Annotated in this window: 12 protein-coding genes; 9 read left to right on the forward strand and 3 right to left on the reverse strand. The window is 34.5% G+C overall.

Annotated elements, in window-relative coordinates; genetic code table 11:
• Positions 1-3 precede the first annotated feature (3 nt).
• Positions 4-1,092 carry an AAA family ATPase gene (locus tag OMO38_RS05300; protein WP_264749177.1) on the reverse strand — a complete coding sequence of 363 codons (1,089 nt, stop codon included), beginning with the start codon at positions 1,090-1,092 and terminating at the stop codon, positions 4-6.
• Positions 1,093-1,217: 125 nt separating this feature from the next.
• Here OMO38_RS05300 and OMO38_RS05305 point away from each other — a divergent pair, with 125 nt between their 5' ends.
• Positions 1,218-4,967: an nSTAND3 domain-containing NTPase gene (locus OMO38_RS05305; RefSeq protein WP_264749178.1), complete on the forward strand. Its 3,750-nt coding sequence runs from the start codon at positions 1,218-1,220 to the stop codon at positions 4,965-4,967.
• 235 nt (positions 4,968-5,202) lie between these two features.
• Here OMO38_RS05305 and OMO38_RS05310 read toward each other — a convergent pair whose 3' ends face one another.
• Positions 5,203-5,835 carry a class I SAM-dependent methyltransferase gene (locus tag OMO38_RS05310; protein ID WP_264749179.1) on the reverse strand — a complete coding sequence of 211 codons (633 nt, stop codon included), beginning with the start codon at positions 5,833-5,835 and terminating at the stop codon, positions 5,203-5,205.
• Between the two features lie 270 nt (positions 5,836-6,105).
• On the opposite strand from OMO38_RS05310, the gene OMO38_RS05315 reads away from it, so the two are divergent.
• From OMO38_RS05315 to OMO38_RS05335, 5 genes are all read left to right on the forward strand, one after another.
• On the forward strand, positions 6,106-6,936 hold the full coding sequence (locus OMO38_RS05315) for an MBL fold metallo-hydrolase (protein WP_264749180.1): 831 nt from the start codon (positions 6,106-6,108) through the stop codon (positions 6,934-6,936).
• Positions 6,937-7,339: 403 nt separating this feature from the next.
• Positions 7,340-10,261: a SusC/RagA family TonB-linked outer membrane protein gene (locus OMO38_RS05320; RefSeq protein WP_264749181.1), complete on the forward strand. Its 2,922-nt coding sequence runs from the start codon at positions 7,340-7,342 to the stop codon at positions 10,259-10,261.
• Between the two features lie 10 nt (positions 10,262-10,271).
• Positions 10,272-11,807, forward strand: coding sequence for a RagB/SusD family nutrient uptake outer membrane protein (locus tag OMO38_RS05325; RefSeq protein ID WP_264749182.1), 1,536 nt, complete (start codon positions 10,272-10,274; stop codon positions 11,805-11,807).
• 123 nt (positions 11,808-11,930) lie between these two features.
• On the forward strand, positions 11,931-12,434 hold the full coding sequence (locus tag OMO38_RS05330; protein WP_264749183.1) for an SgcJ/EcaC family oxidoreductase: 504 nt from the start codon (positions 11,931-11,933) through the stop codon (positions 12,432-12,434).
• 87 nt (positions 12,435-12,521) lie between these two features.
• The gene (locus OMO38_RS05335; protein ID WP_264749184.1) at positions 12,522-13,013 is read left to right on the forward strand and encodes a cupin domain-containing protein; all 492 of its coding nucleotides are present in this window, start codon (positions 12,522-12,524) and stop codon (positions 13,011-13,013) included.
• 68 nt (positions 13,014-13,081) lie between these two features.
• Here OMO38_RS05335 and OMO38_RS05340 read toward each other — a convergent pair whose 3' ends face one another.
• A complete protein-coding gene (locus tag OMO38_RS05340) occupies positions 13,082-13,480 on the reverse strand; it encodes a DUF7674 family protein (RefSeq protein WP_264749185.1) in 399 nt (132 codons plus the stop codon).
• Positions 13,481-14,152: 672 nt separating this feature from the next.
• Here OMO38_RS05340 and OMO38_RS05345 point away from each other — a divergent pair.
• The 3 genes from OMO38_RS05345 (at position 14,153) to OMO38_RS05355 (ending at position 18,182) form a co-directional block, all read left to right on the forward strand.
• Positions 14,153-15,166: a nucleoid-associated protein gene (locus tag OMO38_RS05345; RefSeq protein WP_264749186.1), complete on the forward strand. Its 1,014-nt coding sequence runs from the start codon at positions 14,153-14,155 to the stop codon at positions 15,164-15,166.
• A gap of 239 nt (positions 15,167-15,405) precedes the next feature.
• Positions 15,406-17,616, forward strand: coding sequence for an ATP-binding protein (locus tag OMO38_RS05350; RefSeq protein WP_264749187.1), 2,211 nt, complete (start codon positions 15,406-15,408; stop codon positions 17,614-17,616).
• A 14-nt stretch (positions 17,617-17,630) separates the two neighbouring features.
• A complete protein-coding gene (locus OMO38_RS05355) occupies positions 17,631-18,182 on the forward strand; it encodes a biliverdin-producing heme oxygenase (protein WP_264749188.1) in 552 nt (183 codons plus the stop codon).
• The last annotated feature ends 6 nt before the right edge of the window (positions 18,183-18,188 follow it).

Genomic DNA, 18,188 nt, shown 5'->3' on the forward strand with positions numbered 1-18,188 from the left:
TGTCTATTTTGTTTTTAAATTATTTCTAACTTGTCTGATCGATATGTTCATTATTTGTGTTATGCGCTCCTGAGTTATACCACTTTCATTTAAAAATATGATAAGGTCTTCAGGCTTATAATCTTTGTTATTAGTTTCGAAAATTTCTACAAGAACATCTTCGTACGAAAGAATTTCTTTGTTTCTAATGATTTTTTGAGCAAGAATATTATTGAATAAAGTTTTGATAAACGACGGTGTTTTCCCTTCCAAGTTTTGTAGAATCCTACCCAGTTTTTTTTCGTCGTTCAAAAAATCGTTTGCCGATCCTTGAATGAACTTTTCTATAAGCCCCTGTATTTCATTTTGATTCGGAAGCCCAACTTCTATAATTGTATTGAATCTTCTCCAAATTGCTTTATCTAAAAGTTCTGAATGGTTTGTAGCAGCAATTAGCAGATTAGATTTAGAAAAAGTATCAATGTTCTGAAGTAGACTATTTATTACTCTTTTTAATTCTCCTAATTCATATTGGTCATCTCTTGCTTTAGCTATTGCATCAAATTCATCCAAAAATAGAATGCACGGTTTTTCATCTGCATATTCAAATATTTTACGAATGTTTTTGGAGGTATTACCCAAGAGAGATGATACGATAGCATCAAAACGAGCAGTGATCAAAGGAAGCCCTGTTTTATATGAAATATATTTAGCAATCGTCGTTTTTCCACCTCCCGGAATTCCATACAGTAATAGAGAATTCGAAATTTCAAGCCCATTCTTGATAAGCTCATTTTGATGGCGATATAAGTTAACATAGTCTTCAACTTTATTAGCAATGCTTGGCGGAAGAATAACCTCTCCATTGTTTTTAATTGGCATTGAAATATCAACAATACTCATACGGCTTTCCTGATCGACCGGACTCGAAAGCAAAGAATCCATTGATACCATTGAAGAAGGTTTATTATCCAGTGTATTAATAATTAATTTTGCCAATTTCCCATCTCCATCTTTTTCTAATTTTTCAGCAAGAATCTTTGAATAATTTGTTATTTTTTTAATATCCCTGTTTAAACCTCCTTCTATTATCCTTAAAATCTCAGTGTACATTTTTTAGTTTTAGTGTTACAAATTTAATGTTTATTGTAATATAAAACATAATAAATGTAAAATATTTTATATTTAGTGTTATTATTTTGAGTTAAGTTGTTATATTTGTGGTAAATATTATGCAAATGAGTGGTAGATTACAATTGATAGAACAAAAATTGGTAAGTATCAATGATGCTGAATTTCAAAACCTATGTGATGTTTATTTGAATTTAAGAGATAATCAAGTTCAAAGCATTAACAGAACAGGGAGCCAAATTGGTAAAAAGAAAACGGTGAAGGGAACTCCAGATACTTTTTTTAGAAGTGAATTGGGGCATTTGTATTTCGTGGAATTTACTACTGTTGCTAATAAAGGGATTGTTAAGAAATTAAAAGATGATATTTTAGTCTGTCTGGATTCTAAGGTGGTAAAAATTGATAAGGAAAAAATAGATAAAATAATTTTATTTTTTAATTGTAAACTAAAGGTTGATCAGGAAGAAAGCGTGATTGAATTTAGTAGAACACACAATATTGATATCGAACTTATTGGACTTGATAGGCTCGCCTTAGATATTTTTACGGAACATCATATTATAGCAAAAGACATTTTAGGTATTCCGTTTGAGACTGGCCAAATTTTACCTGTTGATAATTTTATAGATGAATACAATAATAAAGCTGGTAATCTTTCCACTCCTTTGGATAATCCATTTTTAGGAAGAATTACAGAGTTAGAGCAAGTCAGAATATCTCTAGAATCAAAAGATCTTGTGGTGCTATCTGGATCTGCCGGAGTTGGTAAAACAAAATTTGGACTTGAAGTAATTAAGGAATTTTTAAGTAAAAACCCTGATTATACATCATATGTTATTGTTAAAAAAGATATTGATATCTGGGAAGACCTTATTATTCAATTAAATTCCAAAAAAAATTACATCCTTTTAATTGATGATGCCAATAGACAGGTGCTCAGTTTTTCGCAAATAATGGGAGTCTTTAGAGAAAAGAGAAAAGGAAATATTAAATTAGTTATAACTGTCAGAAACCATGCTCTCCCTGACATTAACACAATATATGATAATTTCGAGCCTGAGCTTGTAGAGCTTTCTAAGTTTTCCGACGATGAAATCAAAAGTATAATTAGTAATGACTACTTTCAAGTTAAGCACTCCAAATATCAAGATAAAATCATAGCTCTTGCAGATGGCAATAGCCGTTTAGCTGTTATGGCAGCAAAACTTGCAAGGGAAAAACATTATGAATTTTTAAAAGGAGGGGTTTATCAACTTTATGATATTTATTTCAAAACATTTGTAAAAGATTTTAGCCTGTTTGATAACACTGCAATGCTAAAGACAATAGGAATAGTCTCCTTTTTCTTTACACTTAGAAGAGATGACAAGTTATTCTTAGAACAATTACTAAAAAATTTCGATTTAAACTATTACGATTTTCAAGAATCTCTGGATGAGCTTTCAAGGCGTGAGCTTATCGAGATTAGTGGTCCCAATGTCAGAATTTCAGAGCAGGTCATGTCGACTTATTTCTTTTATAAGATTTTTATAAAAGACAAGAAGTTATCATTCAACAAATTATTGTTTGGATATCTTGATGATTTCAGCCATCGATTTACAGATACTGTTATAATTTCAAACAATACCTTCGGTTATACAGAAGTATTTGATCATATTAAAGATGATCTCAACCAATATTTTTCTTTCTATCAAAATGATGACGAGAGGATTGTAAGATTTATTAAGTTGTTTTGGTTTTATAAGCGTGATGAAACTCTGGCATACATTTATAAAAAAGTGAGTCAAATAGAAGAAGCTGAGAACCCTATATATAATTCTATCTATGCGACTAATGATTTTGTGTTTGCGGATGATAAACTATTGGCGATAATGACACCCTTCTTCAGATCTTACACTGAAGATAGCTTTAATTTAGCAGTAGAACTTTCTTTTGAATATACCAGAAAAAGCCCAAGTGTATTTCCTGAACTGATAAGAAGACTTAAAGAAAATACAAGTTTTGAGGACGACGATGAATTCAATAATAATTTTGAAAAACAAAGGGAATTATCGAAATTACTTATTGCTAAATCAAAAGAAGAACTTCCACATTATCAGGAAGCGTTTTTAGGATTAGCAACACTTTTTTTAAAGCATACGAACAGAGTTTTTAAAACTTCACGTAAAAATAATGCATTTATTCATTACAACTATATGGTTCCGTTAAACGAAAAGGTTAAATGTATGAAGATAGAAGTATGGAATTATTTGTTTGAACTGTTTGCAAAATTTCCACAGAGAGTCTTAAAAATTATCAATGATTGGAAACCGCATTATACTGAGGTAAATAAAAAAACGTTGGCTTTAGATCTTCCTTTAATTCTGGGATTTATAGAAAAAAAATTGAAACCAAAGAAATTCGAAGATGTATATTTCGTGCAACAATTCCTGGATTCATTAAGATTTATTAAACCAAGAAATATAAAGTATCAACATTTATATAATCGTTTTATAAATGATGAGTTTGTTGATTATTCAAAAGTAGAGTGGACAAGGAGATTTCGAACTAAAAATCGAAAGATTGATCATAATGAATATAGAAAATTAAAAATAAAAGAAATTAGTCAGCATTTTGTTTTCAAAAATAAATCTGAATTTGGAAGGTTTGGTAAGCTGATCAAAAATACTTTACTTGTGTCACCTCATAATCATAGTAATTTTAACTCCCTTTGTATTATAATGGAAAACACATTTAAATGGGATAAGGTTTTAGGATTTGAAATGTTAAAGTATTTTATCCGTAATAAATCTTACACAAATACACCAGTGCCTTATAATGTATTTTCACTAATTGCTAATGATTCAGATTATGGTTTGATTCTGTGGAAATTTTTAAAACGTTTGCAGCATAAGAATTCAAATCGGTTTAAGTTGTCTTTTTTTGAACAATTGAATGATGAATCTGTTAATGATTATTATACTAAAGAATTTTACAATACGACCAAATATTTAGATTCTCCAGAATATTTTAATTTTAGTTGGCTTCATAAGTTCGGTCCATATTCACAAACCATTTTCTCGGATTTTCTTAAGATTATTTACGATAAAAAACTTCAGGGTATTGGTATTTATATAGACGATGATTTTTTTGAACATTGTATAACTCATCTAGAGACAGATAGAGATTTGGTGGAGAAACTATATATGCAAGAAGCTTCATCAAAACAGCGGACAGATTTTGACTATGAAAGAAAAGGGTTGAAATTAATTTTAAGTTTTAATAAAAATTTCATTTTTGAATTTGTTACTCTATTTTATTTTAACGGTAGGCTGATGAACGTAAATATGGAGAATCTAAATTTTATCTGGAATTTCCTTGACGAGAATGATATGGAAAAATTATTCTTTGATATTATTTCTAATTCAGTACAAATTGGAATTGGTGACGATGAGTTTGATATGTTTTTCCAAGACCTATCTGGAACTAAAAAAGACTTAGCCTTACAATTCTTAAAAAATATGATTGTAAAATGGCCAAAAAATATCAGTTCTGTGAATTGTGTTATACAACTGGTTAGAAAATACTTTTCAGATCAATTTGAAACGTTTTTGTTTTTGTTTCTTGAAAATAATAAAGACATTGAAGATTTTTCATCAATATCATGGAATGGAATTGGAGGGTCGTACTCTGGAAATGTCATCGTAGGAAATGTTCGAGCAAACGAGTGGCGTAGTATATTTGAGATTTTAAATAAGGGTAAGTCTCAACTTCACTTAATTCCAATTAAGAATTATGTTAAACAAAAAATTGATAACTCACTTGAATATGCTGAATATGAACGTCTTCGAAGGTTTAGAAACCCCATTTATTGGTAATTTTTGCAATTCTTTTTGCTCCTTATGTGTGTTGAAATGTTGTGGATATTCTGTATCTTATTTGTACCTTGAGATTATAATTAATTGGTTTTCAGCGTAAGTTATTTTTGAAGAAGTAAAATAATTAATAGCTGTATAAGCTTAATAATACCAACCGCTTTAGATTAAATTCTAAAGCGGTTTTTTTATTACTCACTTTCAGTTCATTAATTGCATTGTAGAACTTTACAGAGCATTAACCTTTAAGAAACTCCAAGGTTATGAATGACTTGCCATTCGGTAAGACGTTTTCTTCAGATCCGGAGAGTTTAAATCCAAACTTCGATGCTGTTTCCTCTAATGCATGCCTGCTTACAGTTTTAAAAATATCTTTAACAGATTTAATACTTTCAACACCGGTTTGGCTTACGGAACCTGCACCATTATTGGATTGTATGGTAATGATAATATTTGCAGATTTGTTGATATTATTTTCAATAAACAAAAACGCCTTTTGAAGGTCGACATATTCAAAAATCAAAGCAGCCCAAATAAAATCTGCGCTGATGATTGATTGCGTAGAATTGCCAATATCTAAATTGAAAAGTTCCAATTGTCCGAGTTTGTTACTGTATCTTTTTTTAGTTTCGTCGAGATAAGTTTGATTGATGTCGATACCGCAAACCCTTTGAACTTTATCTGCATCCATGTGCTCTAAGCCATTTCCACCACTGATCCCTAAGAATAATATGTTTTCAGGATTATATTTCTTCAGGTATTTGTAGATGAGAGCGTTGAGTAATTGTGCCTGTGCAACATCATCCTCATGCTGCATATGCTTTTCATAGTCCTCCAAAGGAATGTTATTCCAGGGATTGGTGTGCTTCATCTTTCTTGTTTCATATTTTCGTTTTTGAAAGTTACGTAATATTGTCCTACGTTGATTCTGCTTCATTGAGCTTGATCATTTCTATATCAAACAACTTACGTATAGATTCTTGAAATTGATCTTAATTAAACAAATTCATGAAACTGCAATTTTTTCAGACATTTTAATTTACTCTATACAAATGCAAGTTTAAAAAAGAAAATTCTTCCTTTGGTAGCATATTAATTGTATTCAACAGGATAAATTGTTGTTCAATAAAATATCTAATTTATGAAACACGCGTTAAGTATTATATTTTTATTTATTATTCACCTGTTATCTGCACAAACAGAAATTAAAGAATATAAAGCTCAGGACAATATTTATTTGGTTGGTGACCGTGTGTTTTCACTGTATTACATCACTCCAGAAGGTGTCGTGGTCATTGATCCTATTAATGATCAGATTGCAACCGAAACCTTAAAGTCTATTAAAAAGCACACAGATCTTCCCGTAAAATATGTCATTTACAGCCATAATCACTGGGATCATAATGCTGGTGGCAAGATCTATAAAAAGCTTGGTGCAAAATTCATTTCACACGCAAAAGCCGCTGAAAATATGTCGCCAAATGATCAGGTCGTTGCTGTTGATTCTACATGGAAAGGTAATAAGACTGTTTTTAGTTTAGGAGGCAAGAAAATTGAACTGTTCTACTATGGTAAAAATCATGGTGATGGAATGATTGTTTTTAGATTTCCGGAGAAAAATACCGTTTTCACCGTAGACCTCGTTGTGCCGGATCGCGTTCTTTACGCATATCTGCCTGACGCCAAACCTCAGCAGTGGCTCGAAAATCTTTATGATATCAAAAGACTGGACTTTGACCAGTTACTGATGGCTCATGTGAGACCGATTGGCAGCCGTAAAGACTTAGATCTGCAAATCGGGTACTTTGAAGATCTTTATAAAGCGACTGAATTGGAAATGAAAAAGGGGACGAACTTATTTGATATTCCTAAGACCGTAAAATTACCGCAATATCAACATTTACAAAACTATGATGAATGGCTGCATATGAATGTCTGGAGGATTTTGATGGAAAAAACAATCGGACAGTAGATGGCTTAATTAATTTATCACAAAAACATAGCAGTGTTTACTACATGATGTTGATTTGTAATATATTTTATTTAAAATAAACAGGATTAACAAAAATAGATCAAGCGATTCTAAAATCTCCAGACTAATGTTTGGGGATTTTTTTGTTTCTAACTGAAGCATCTTTAACTTCTTTTTTAGTGGTGAGAAAACAATTGACAAAATTATAGGGCTAACAATGAAATGGTTAAATGTAATTCTATGTTGGGAGAAGTGAGCAGGTAACTGCAGGATAGCAGAAATTTATGATAAGTATACTTTTAGGGAAATAAAAAATATGAGAAATATCATGTCGGTTGAGTTCGGCCGTTTCTTATGTTTTGATTTTATAGAAAGTAATTATTAAATAATCACCAATCACAGAATGAAGAAATCCATAGTAGCTCTGGGTATTCTATTGAGTACCTCAAGTTTGATCTTCTCACAGGAAAAACAAACGGCCGATCCGGTCAAGTCTCAGGATAGTATCCAGAATCCTAAGAATAAAACGAAAGACATCGAAGAAGTGGTCATCATCGCTTACGGTACTCAAAAGAAGGGAGAAGTCACCGGTTCTGTAGGCAGGGTAAATGCCGAAAGTTTCAAAGACCGTCCTATCGCAAGAATTGATCAGGCGTTAACAGGTCAGATTGCGGGTGTAAAGACAAGGGCAACTTCAGGAAAACCCGGAGAGCCTTTAGAAATCAGAGTACGTGGTACAGCATCAATCTCAGCGAGCAATTCACCTCTCTATGTAATAGACGGAATGGTCGCGGACGATATGGCCAACGTTTCTCCGGATGATGTGCAATCGATTGAAGTACTTAAGGATGCTGCATCCACGGCGATGTACGGATCCAGAGGTTCTAACGGTATCGTCATTGTAACAACCAAAAAAGGAGTGTCGGGAAAGCCGTCATTTTCATTTTCTCAATATTACGGTGTGCAGACTATTGAAAAAAAGTTAGACATCATGACTAGTTCAGAATGGATTAATTATGCCACCGAATCGATTAATAAAAGATGGGTAGCTTTGGCTCCGGGAAATTCTGCTTCAGACAGTTATGCAGTGAGAGCGAATTATTTTAATCTCGCTAACACCACCAATTATAATCTGGCCAATGTCAACTATATGATCGATCCTCGGTGGGGAACTGATCAGGTTGCTTACATTGACTGGCAGGATGCGTTCTACCGTCCGGCATCGATTCAGAATTATCAGTTGTCAGTGCGGGGAGGCAGCAAAGATGTAAAGTATGCAATCTCAGCTGCATATTTTGATCAGGAAGGTTTGGCTCTCAATACAGGTTTCAACAGGTATAATCTAAGTGCAGTTGTTGACATTAATATCTCTGACAAATGGAAAGCCGGAATTACTTTGAGACCGAGTTACTCACAGAGTTACGGAGCTGCAGTCGACGGAAAAGACAATGAAGCTCATAAAATGCTGTCTATGGTTCCTGTAGCAGAACTGTCAGCGGGTCTTTACAGCAATTTTTGGAAAAATGAACGGTACCGGTGGGCAAGTTCTTCACAAAGTTCAATTGGTGTTTTAGAAAATACAACCAATAATACCAATGAATTCAGATTACTGTCGAGCTTATATATGTCCTACGATATTTTACCGGGTTTAAATTTTAAAATCTCAGGGGGTGCAACCAATAATTTTAATCTGAATAACAGCTATACGCCGACTTTCAATTTGATCACCAATATTCCGGGTCAGGTAAGTATTGCAAGCCGTAGAACGATTAATTATAACCGATATTTAGGTGAGGCATTGCTGAATTATAAAAAGACTTTCGGTAATCACAGTGTAGCAGCACTTGCGGGATACAGCGCAGAAAATTACAGAACGACAAGCCAGTATAACCGGAATAAAGGTTTTCCTAATGATGATTTAAAAACATTTAACTTCACTCAGTCTGCATCAGTGCTCAATTCAGAATATACCGCTTCAGAGTGGATGTTGATTTCAATGTTTGGCCGTGTAAACTATGATTACAAAAAGAAATATATGTTGTTTGCAAGTACTCGTAGAGATGGTTCTTCCAGATTCGGATGGAATAATCTTTATGGAGTTTTCTCTGCATTTGGTGGAGCCTGGAAAATGGATGAAGAAGAATTCCTGAAAGATAGATCTTGGCTGAGCAACTTAAAACTGAGATACAGCTGGGGAGAAAACGGAAATAATAACATTGGCGATTACAGAGCATTTGGTACGCTTTCCGGCGGAAACTATTCTTTCGGAGGTAATTTATCCAACGGTTTAATACCCAACACAATTGAAAATCCGAATTTGACCTGGGAAAAAACGCAGTCTTCAGATTTCGGTTTCGAACTTGGACTATTTAACAGAATCGACTTTACAGCAGATTATTATATTAAAAAAACCAATGACCTGCTTTTGCAGCAACCCATTCCGCTGGCTACAGGTTACAACATTATGTGGAAAAATGTAGGATCGGTTCAGAATACCGGTTTGGAATTGGATTTAAGCACAAAAAATTTAACAGGAGCATTTAAATGGAATACCTCCGCGAATATTGCTTTTAATAACAATAAAGTCTTGCAATTGGGCGCTGACAATGCACCGATTTATACAGGATTCAGTAGTAGCACCAACATTATTCAGGTTGGTGAGGAGCTTAATTCTTTTTACCTGTATGAAGCGATAGGAGTACTTTCTACAGCAGATCTAAGCAATGCAGCAGTTGCAAAAACAGCGGGAGCCATTGCAGGTGACGTAAAATACAAAGATGTGAATGGAGATGGAATCATTAACGAAAATGACCGTCACATCATAGGCAGTCCCACTCCGGATTATTACTGGGGTTTCACCAATACTTTTTCTTATAAAGGTTTTGATCTTTCTGTATTTTTTCAGGGTCAGAAAGGTGGATACAGTTATGCACTGCTTGGCCGCGCAATCGACCGTACCGGTATGGGAACTACCACCAATGTAATGGGGAACTGGGCAAACCGCTGGCGTTCAGATGCAGATCCGGGTGACGGAAAAACACCGAGATTAGACGGAACTACAGGAAGTCTTTTAGATACAAGATGGCTGTATGATGCAACATATATTCAGTTGAAAAACATTACTCTGGGATATAATTTTGAACAGGAATTGGTAAATAAATTAAAAATTTCCAACCTGAGAGTGTATGTCAGCTTAGAAAATGTCTGGCGAAAAGACAATTACTACGGTGGTTACAACCCGGAATCTGTACAGTCTGACGGTACCGATTATGGAGCCTATCCGAATGCGAAAGTCTATATGATGGGTCTAAACTTTAACTTTTAAATCAAAAAAAATGAAAATTAATACAATACATAAATCTTTTCTACAGGTAAAAATGAAATCTCTTACTAAAGCAATAATATGCGGAACCATAATGTTGGGAATGGTCAGCTGTGAAGACGATTTGATGCTTGAGCCAGAAAACAATATTACCCAAAATTCATTCTACACCACCGAACTACAGATCCAGCAGGCGTTGTCTGGAGTATATTCTGCAATGGTAAACGCTTCATCGCGAGGTGGATATGATGTGAATTTTTATTTACTGGCATCAGAAGTCCGTTCTAATAATTTCAATGCGATTTCACAGAATGGTAACAGAGATTATTACGCTATCAACCGTTTTCAGGACACCTCTTCAACAGATGAAATGGAAATTCTCTGGGAAGATGCTTATCAACAGATTTCGTATGCGAATCAGCTTCTGTCAAGAATTGATGCGGTACCTTTTGCTGATCCGGCGACAAGAGAACAATACCGTTCCGAAGCCCGTTTTCTAAGATCATATGCCTATTTTGAATTAATGAGAAGTTTTGGAAAAGTTCCTTTAATCGAGAAGCCGGTCAGTCCGGAAGAAGCAGCCAAGATACCGAGAACAGATTTGGCGACGCTGTACACTTTCATTACTTCTGAGATTGAAGCATCGGTTGCAGGCTTGAAAAATGTATACGACGCAGCAAACAAAGGAAGGATCACTAAATCTGCAGCCCATGCGATGTTGGGAAGAATTTATCTTACAGGATCAGGTTTTCCTTTAAACAACAGTTCTTATGTTTCTAAAGCGAAAGATCATCTTTCTGCAGTGATTCAGGGCGAAGGTCAGTTTGTGACTTTCGCACCAAACTATGCAGACTTATTCAAAAGTGTCAATGACAACAAGTATCATATCTTTGAGATCCAGCATATCAGTGGAGGTCTGTCTCAGGGCTCTTATTTGCCAAGTTATGTTTCACCAAACTTTGGTACTGCCGATCCATACTATAATCCACAGGGAAGTTTATTTTCTTCAGCTGAGTTAGGAGTCTCTCAGTCTTTGATTGATACTTACGAGCCGGGAGATTTAAGGCTTCCTTTAACCATCAGAACAAGTTTTATCGCGACAAACGGACAACCCGATCAGGCGAAATTTTTTGTAAAATTCAGAGAAAAGGGAATTGTTTTAACCAACCGTTACGACTGGCCTATTAATTTCCCAATTATAAGATACGAAGATGTACTCCTGATGTATGCTGAGATTTTAAATAGTGAGGGATCTACCAGCATGGCAGTTGGTCATTTAAACCGAATCCGTCAGAGAGCAGGTTTAGCTCCGCTTTCCACCTCAATTTCTGCAGCAGATTTTACAACCGCACTTCGTAAAGAGAGAAGAGTGGAATTTGCCGGTGAAGGTGTTTACTGGCATGATTTAGTACGCTGGAATACAGGTGTAACGGTGATCAATCAGGCTGCTGCTGCTTTAAACTACAATTACACCATTACCACAAATGATTATCTGTATCAGGTGCCGTTATCCCAGATTCAGGTTGCGGGATATGATCAGAATCCATAGAAATATCTTTTTTTTTTAATTTTTTATTATGAGTCCCCACGCATTAAGCTTGGGGATTTTTTTATTTAACGCAATCATTTTAAATTAATTAGCTTTGTGTAAATAACCACAAAACAAATTAAAATGAAAAATCTAAAAGTTTTATGTACAGGTGTTCTTTTAGTGATGAGCATCTTCTGTTATTCTCAAAATGATGAAAAGGCAATTCAGGCGCAGGTTAGCCAAATGGTTTCCGACTGGAATACCCATGAATTCAAAAATATGGATTCTTACATGACCGAAGATGTAGAATGGATCAACATTGTCGGTATGTGGTGGAAAGGCAGGGATGAGGTAAAAGCCGCGCATAAGGGAAATTTTGGCGCTTTTTTTAAAGGAGTTCCATTTACGCAGAAAAGTTTAAAGACCCGTTTCTTAACAAAAGACGTAGCCGTTGCAACATTGGTTAGCAGCGTAGGGGAATTTTTTCCGCCGGATGGAATCGATCATGGAAATAACAGAATGCCGGCAAGTGACGATATTCTTACTTTGGTTTTTGTTAAAAAGAATGGAAAATGGCTAATCTCTTCCGGACAGAATACTGTAGTAGATGCTCGCGCGGCAGGAAACAATCCGGCAAAAAGATAACATTTCAATCTTATTTTATCATATTCTACACCTTTTTTAATGATGAAATGTCTAAATTGTGTATTTAAACCGTTCAATACAATTAATATGACGAAAGCAAGAGCCGTGATTTTAGGAATGATAAGTACCGTTATTTTTTCCTGCAACGAAAAAAATGACAGAAAAGCAGAGATTGAAACATCCGAAAAACAGGAAATGCTGTTTCCAAAAGGTGATAAAGTGGCCAATGACAAATTCGTAGGAAACGTGTATCAGGCAATTTTAAGTGATGACGGAACACGAGTCAGCAATGTTACTTTTGAAGCAAATGGACGTACAAATTGGCATAATCATCCGGGCGGACAGACACTTTTAGTGACTGACGGTGTGGGTTATCATCAGGAAGAAGGGAAGCCTGTTCAGAAAATAAAAAAAGGTGATGTGATTAAAATCGGCAAAAATGTTAAACATTGGCATGGAGGAAGCGAGAATCAGGCAATGACGCATATTGCCGTGAGCATCGATCATGAGAAAAATCCTTCACAATGGTTTGAGCCCGTAACTGACGAACAGTTTACTAAAGAAATCTCCAAGAAATAGATTGAATATCTACCGATATAAAACGACGGCGCCCAAGCTAAAAGCTTGGGCGCCGTCTATTGCAAAATTTAATTCTTCTTAAACATGATCTCATCCAGTCTTGTCTGGTTAAGATAGATCTGTTGAAATTCAATGGGCATATACTGGTAAAGAATATTCCATTGCTGGATGTCAGTATGCTTCTTAAGACTTCCAAACGATCTGATAAACAGATTTTCAATGATGTGTTTTACACTGAATGTTCCGTTTTTGTAAAGCCATTCCATCATTTTGATGTTCCTGTTAACGATATTAATTTTAGATTCCTGTAAAAGAACTTTTAGGTAATCAACCGTCGACTGAATAATGGCTGGAAAATTGTTTTGTGCAGATAACTGCGAAATTTCGTTCTGAATTGATGGATAAAATATTTTCAAATGCTCGATTGCCTGAGTTTCATTAATAGTATCCGCTTCAAAATTCTTCATTGTCTAAATATTTTTAAAACATACTAACACTTACTAAAACTGTACCAAAACCCATCAAAAATTTAAATTAAACTGACTTTGTTTGACTTGAAAATTTGAAAGATTAATTTAATCAAAATCCTTTGTCAATCAGTGTTCTAAAGCTTTTAAGTGAAATGTTGTTTTTGTAAGTGTTTGATTTTTAAGTCTATTATTTTAGATTAGATCAATCAAATATGTAATCAAACCTTTAAAATCTGTAATGAAACGGAAAACTGACGAGCAGAGTATTATTTTTTCCAAATTACAATTTCTATAAGTCAGTGCTTCTTCGGGTTGTAATGCGTCAGCTTCGAAATAATTCAACAGAATTTCTTTGATTGTTAATGGGATTATTTTTTTAAGGATAATTTGACCGTCAAATTTCATAAAATTTTTTATCAATAATGATCGCTGATATTTTTCGTAAAAAGGACATTGAAAACTGTTGTTCTAAGGTTTGGATTAAAAAGTATTTATCGGTTTTTAATTTTCCTATTCTCTCATCGTGTTTTTTTTAGTACTGGAAATCAGCTGTTTAATCTTTTGTGGTTCACCAGGTTTTGTATTTTTAATTCAAAATTTTGAAAAGTTATTTTTTGTCGTTTTTTAATCTCAAGATTGAATATATTTGCAGTCCACAAAAAATCAAAGATGTTTTCAAAAATTGCAGTACACAGAGTAGGAAATAAAATCAACGGAGAATCTCTATTGCTTTCTCAGGAAGAACTTGAGCTGGACGAAGGAACCGTAGAAATGCTGGAGAACTATTTTTTAGGTTCATTTAAAACCGAAGAAACCTATCAGTTTTACAGCGATTCTTATTTGGTAAATAATCCTGTTTACAGTTCTGTTTCAGAAATTTTTGAAGACAAAGCCAAATTTCTTTGGGAATCTGAAAATTTAGCAAAACATCTTTTTGAAGCTGCTGAAAACCCAAGAGTGCAGGGCGGAGAATTGTTCGTTGTGTATTTTGAAGACGATCGCGAAGGGGATGAGAAAGTGGATAAAATAGGAATTTTTAAAACAGAAAAAAGAGAATCTTTCCTGAAAATCTTTCCTAAAAATGAATCTTTTGAACTGGACAAAGATCAGGGAATCAGCCTCACTAAAATAGATAAAGCCGCGTTGATTTACAACAGCAGTAAAGAAAGCGGATACGTACTTTCTGTGGTTGATAACAACAAAAACGGTGATATGTATTATTGGTTTGAAGATTTCCTGAAAGTAAAACAGCGTGATGACGAATATTTTCACACCCAGGAAGCTTTGATGGTGTACAAAGATTATATCACCAAGCAGCTGCCGCAGGAATTTGAGGTTTCAAAGGTAGACCAGGCAGACTTTCTGAATCAGTCGATTAATTTCTTTAAAGAAAAAGAAGAATTTAAACTGGACGAGTTTGCAGCTGAGGTTCTGAAAGATGAGCACGTGATTGAGAGTTTTAATAATTTTAAAACCGATTATGAGCAGGAGATGCAGATCAACATCTCAGAAGAATTTCCGATCAGTGAAGCGGCGGTTAAGAAAACGCAGAGACATTTCAAAAGTATTATTAAATTAGATAAAAACTTCCATATCTACATTCACGGAGACAGAAAAATGCTTGAACAGGGTCAGGATGAGAAAGGGAAATTTTACATGCTTTATTTTGATAAAGAAGTTTAATTAACAGTCAACCGACAAATTCAGTATCAGTTTGTGAAATAAGCGTAAAATTTCTGGCAAAGTCCTCTCAAATTAATTTTTCAATTATTGTTGATTAGTATCGTTATGCTTGAAATAGTGTTAAAGAAATACTAAAAAAATACAATTATTATTAATTATAGGTGTAAAATTGACATGAGATACCACAAAGTAAATTGTACGCAAAAAAATCACTAACTTTGATTTCTTTAAGTGTTATTATGAATTTTGTTGAATGTCATGAAGAGCCCATCCATATTCCGGGTTACATACAGAGTTTTGGTTATTTGATTGGCATAGATGCAACATCTCATACCATAACTTTTTTCAGTGAAAATATTGCGGATATTTTTAATATTGACAATACTGAAATCTTCTTTGGAAAGAAATTAACAGACTTTCCTGAGCTTTTTCAGACTGTTATGACTGCTGATATTTTTCAATCACTGGAAAATCTGACAAGAAGAGAAAACGAAACTTATTTTGACAAGATTTTTATCGGAGCAAAGCAGTATCATTTTTCTGTTTTTCGCAGTCAGAATCAGATTTTTCTTGAGTTTGAATCTCTTCTAGCAAATCCTCACAAAAGAATTACCAATAAATACGATAATTTCTACATCATTGATAATGATCAGGAAATTTGGGATCAGCTTCTGAGCACGCTTTTCAATATCATCAACTATGACCGTATCATGGTCTATAAATTCATGGAAGACGGTTCTGGGAAAGTGATCGCCGAGAAAACCAATGATAATCTTGAAAGTTATCTGGGACTTCATTACCCTGAATCTGATATTCCGAGACAGGCGCGTGAACTGTACAAAAAGAAACGAAAAAGAATTTTCAGTAATGTACACGCAGAGCCCGTAAAACTGATCAGTAAAGCAATTGATTATATTGACCTGAGTTTCTCGTCACTGCGTGCGATGTCGCCTATTCATGGGCAGTACATTAAGAACTCCGGTGCTTCTTCAAGTTTCAGTGTCTCAATCATTATTGACGACAAACTTTGGGGATTGGTAACCTGTCAGAATTCTGAACCGAAACATATCGACCTTGAGGACCGTGTGCAGGCAGGGATTTTCACAGTGTTGGCATCCAATGCCTATTCGTCTTTCAAATCAAAAAAAGAATTAGAATACCGTCTGGATCTTAGCTTGAAAGCATCACAGCTGAAATCTGAATTTCTAAAATACAATACTTTATTTGAATCGCTTGTAGAAAATAAGTCTGAAATCAGAAATCTTCCTGAAGCAGACGGTTTGGCCGTGATTTCAGAAAATTATGTCGTGACTGACGGTGTTACACCGCAGCGTGATGTTATTCACAAAATCGTTGATTGGGCGTACCGAAATACCGAAGAAACCGTATTTATGAGCCGAAGTTTTCTTAAAGACTTTGGGGATGAACTGGGGCTTGATGCAACAACAGGCGGAATCGTTATTTATTTTGTTGAAAAAAGCAAAAACGAAATGCTGATATGGTTCAGAAAAGAATTTGACGACCATATCAACTGGGCAGGAAATCCTGAAAAGAAAATTGGGGTCTTTTCTCAGAATGGCGAAGAGCGAAATATCGTTTCGCCAAGAACGTCTTTTGAAGCTTTTAAAGAAGAGATCAAAGGCAATTCCAGAAGATGGAGCAGTAGAAATGAAATCGCTATACAGGCAATCCGTGATGTGATTTTGGAGACTTCTCACAGACAGTACGTCACCATTAAAAGGCTGAATGAGCAACTTAAAAAAGTTAATGAAGAATTAGACAGTTTTTCTTACACCATTTCGCATGATTTGGGAACACCGCTGACGGTAATGAAACTGAATGCGCAGATGCTGCTGAAAAGTCTTTCTGATACTTCAGATAAAAACAAAAATAAAATCAGTTCTATTATTGACGAAATCGACAATATGGCTGAAATGATGAACGATGTACTGCAGTTAAGCAGAGCCAAGCACAGCGAAATCGAACTTGAAAAATTAGATACCCAGCAAACCATAGAAAAAATTACGGAGAATGCGAAGTTGACTTTTGACACGCAGAAAAGTGAAGTAGTTGTTAAAGACTGTCCGAGTGTTTTGGCTGATAAAACTCTGCTGCATCAGGTATTTTTAAATATCATCAACAACGCGATTAAATATTCATCTAAACAGGATCATCCGAAGGTTCTAATAGAAGGGATGGAAGATGGAGAAAATATCATCTATAAAATCACTGACAACGGTATCGGAATTCCCGAATCTGAAAAGCACAGAATGTTTAAGATTTTTAACAGGATGGATAATGCCAGAAAATTCAAAGGAAACGGGATCGGACTTTCAATTGTTCACCGAATTATGAATAGAATTGGCGGAAATGTTGATTACGAAAGCAATAATAACGGTACATGTTTTATTTTAACGTTTCAAAACCCTAAATTTGTGAAACAACTATAATTTAAAACAAAACAATGGTATCTGAATATCTAAAACAAAACACGGCTGAGTTTCATGATGCAGCTGAAAAATTATTTAGTTCTGATAAAATTTTCAGCAAAACTTTCACTTTAGAAGATTATAAAAAAATCATCAATACCAACTATCTGATGCTTCTTCACAGTGAAGATAAAATATTCAGCAGCCTATCTGATAAATTTTCTGATAAACTTCATTTAGATCAAAGAGTAAAACTTCCTTTAATTGAAAAAGACCTGGCGAGTTTAGCTTTAAAAAACCAAACGGCAACTCACGATCTTGAATTTGCAAACGAACACGAAGCTTTGGGAGCTATGTATGTGATAGAAGGTTCTACTTTGGGTGGAAATGTTATCGCAAAACAGCTTTCTAAAACGGAAGGTTTTGATAATGTAACTTTCAACTTTTTCGGATGTTATCAGGAAAATACAGGACCGATGTGGAAGAACTTCAAAGAGGTGTTAGATACTGAAGTTACTGAGGAAAACTACAACGAAGTATTGTCAGGAGCTAAAAAATTATATACGTTTTTACTAAACGTTAATTAATTTCCT

The sequence above is a fragment of the Chryseobacterium kimseyorum genome, assembly GCF_025971945.1.
In the GTDB taxonomy this organism is placed as follows: domain Bacteria; phylum Bacteroidota; class Bacteroidia; order Flavobacteriales; family Weeksellaceae; genus Chryseobacterium; species Chryseobacterium kimseyorum.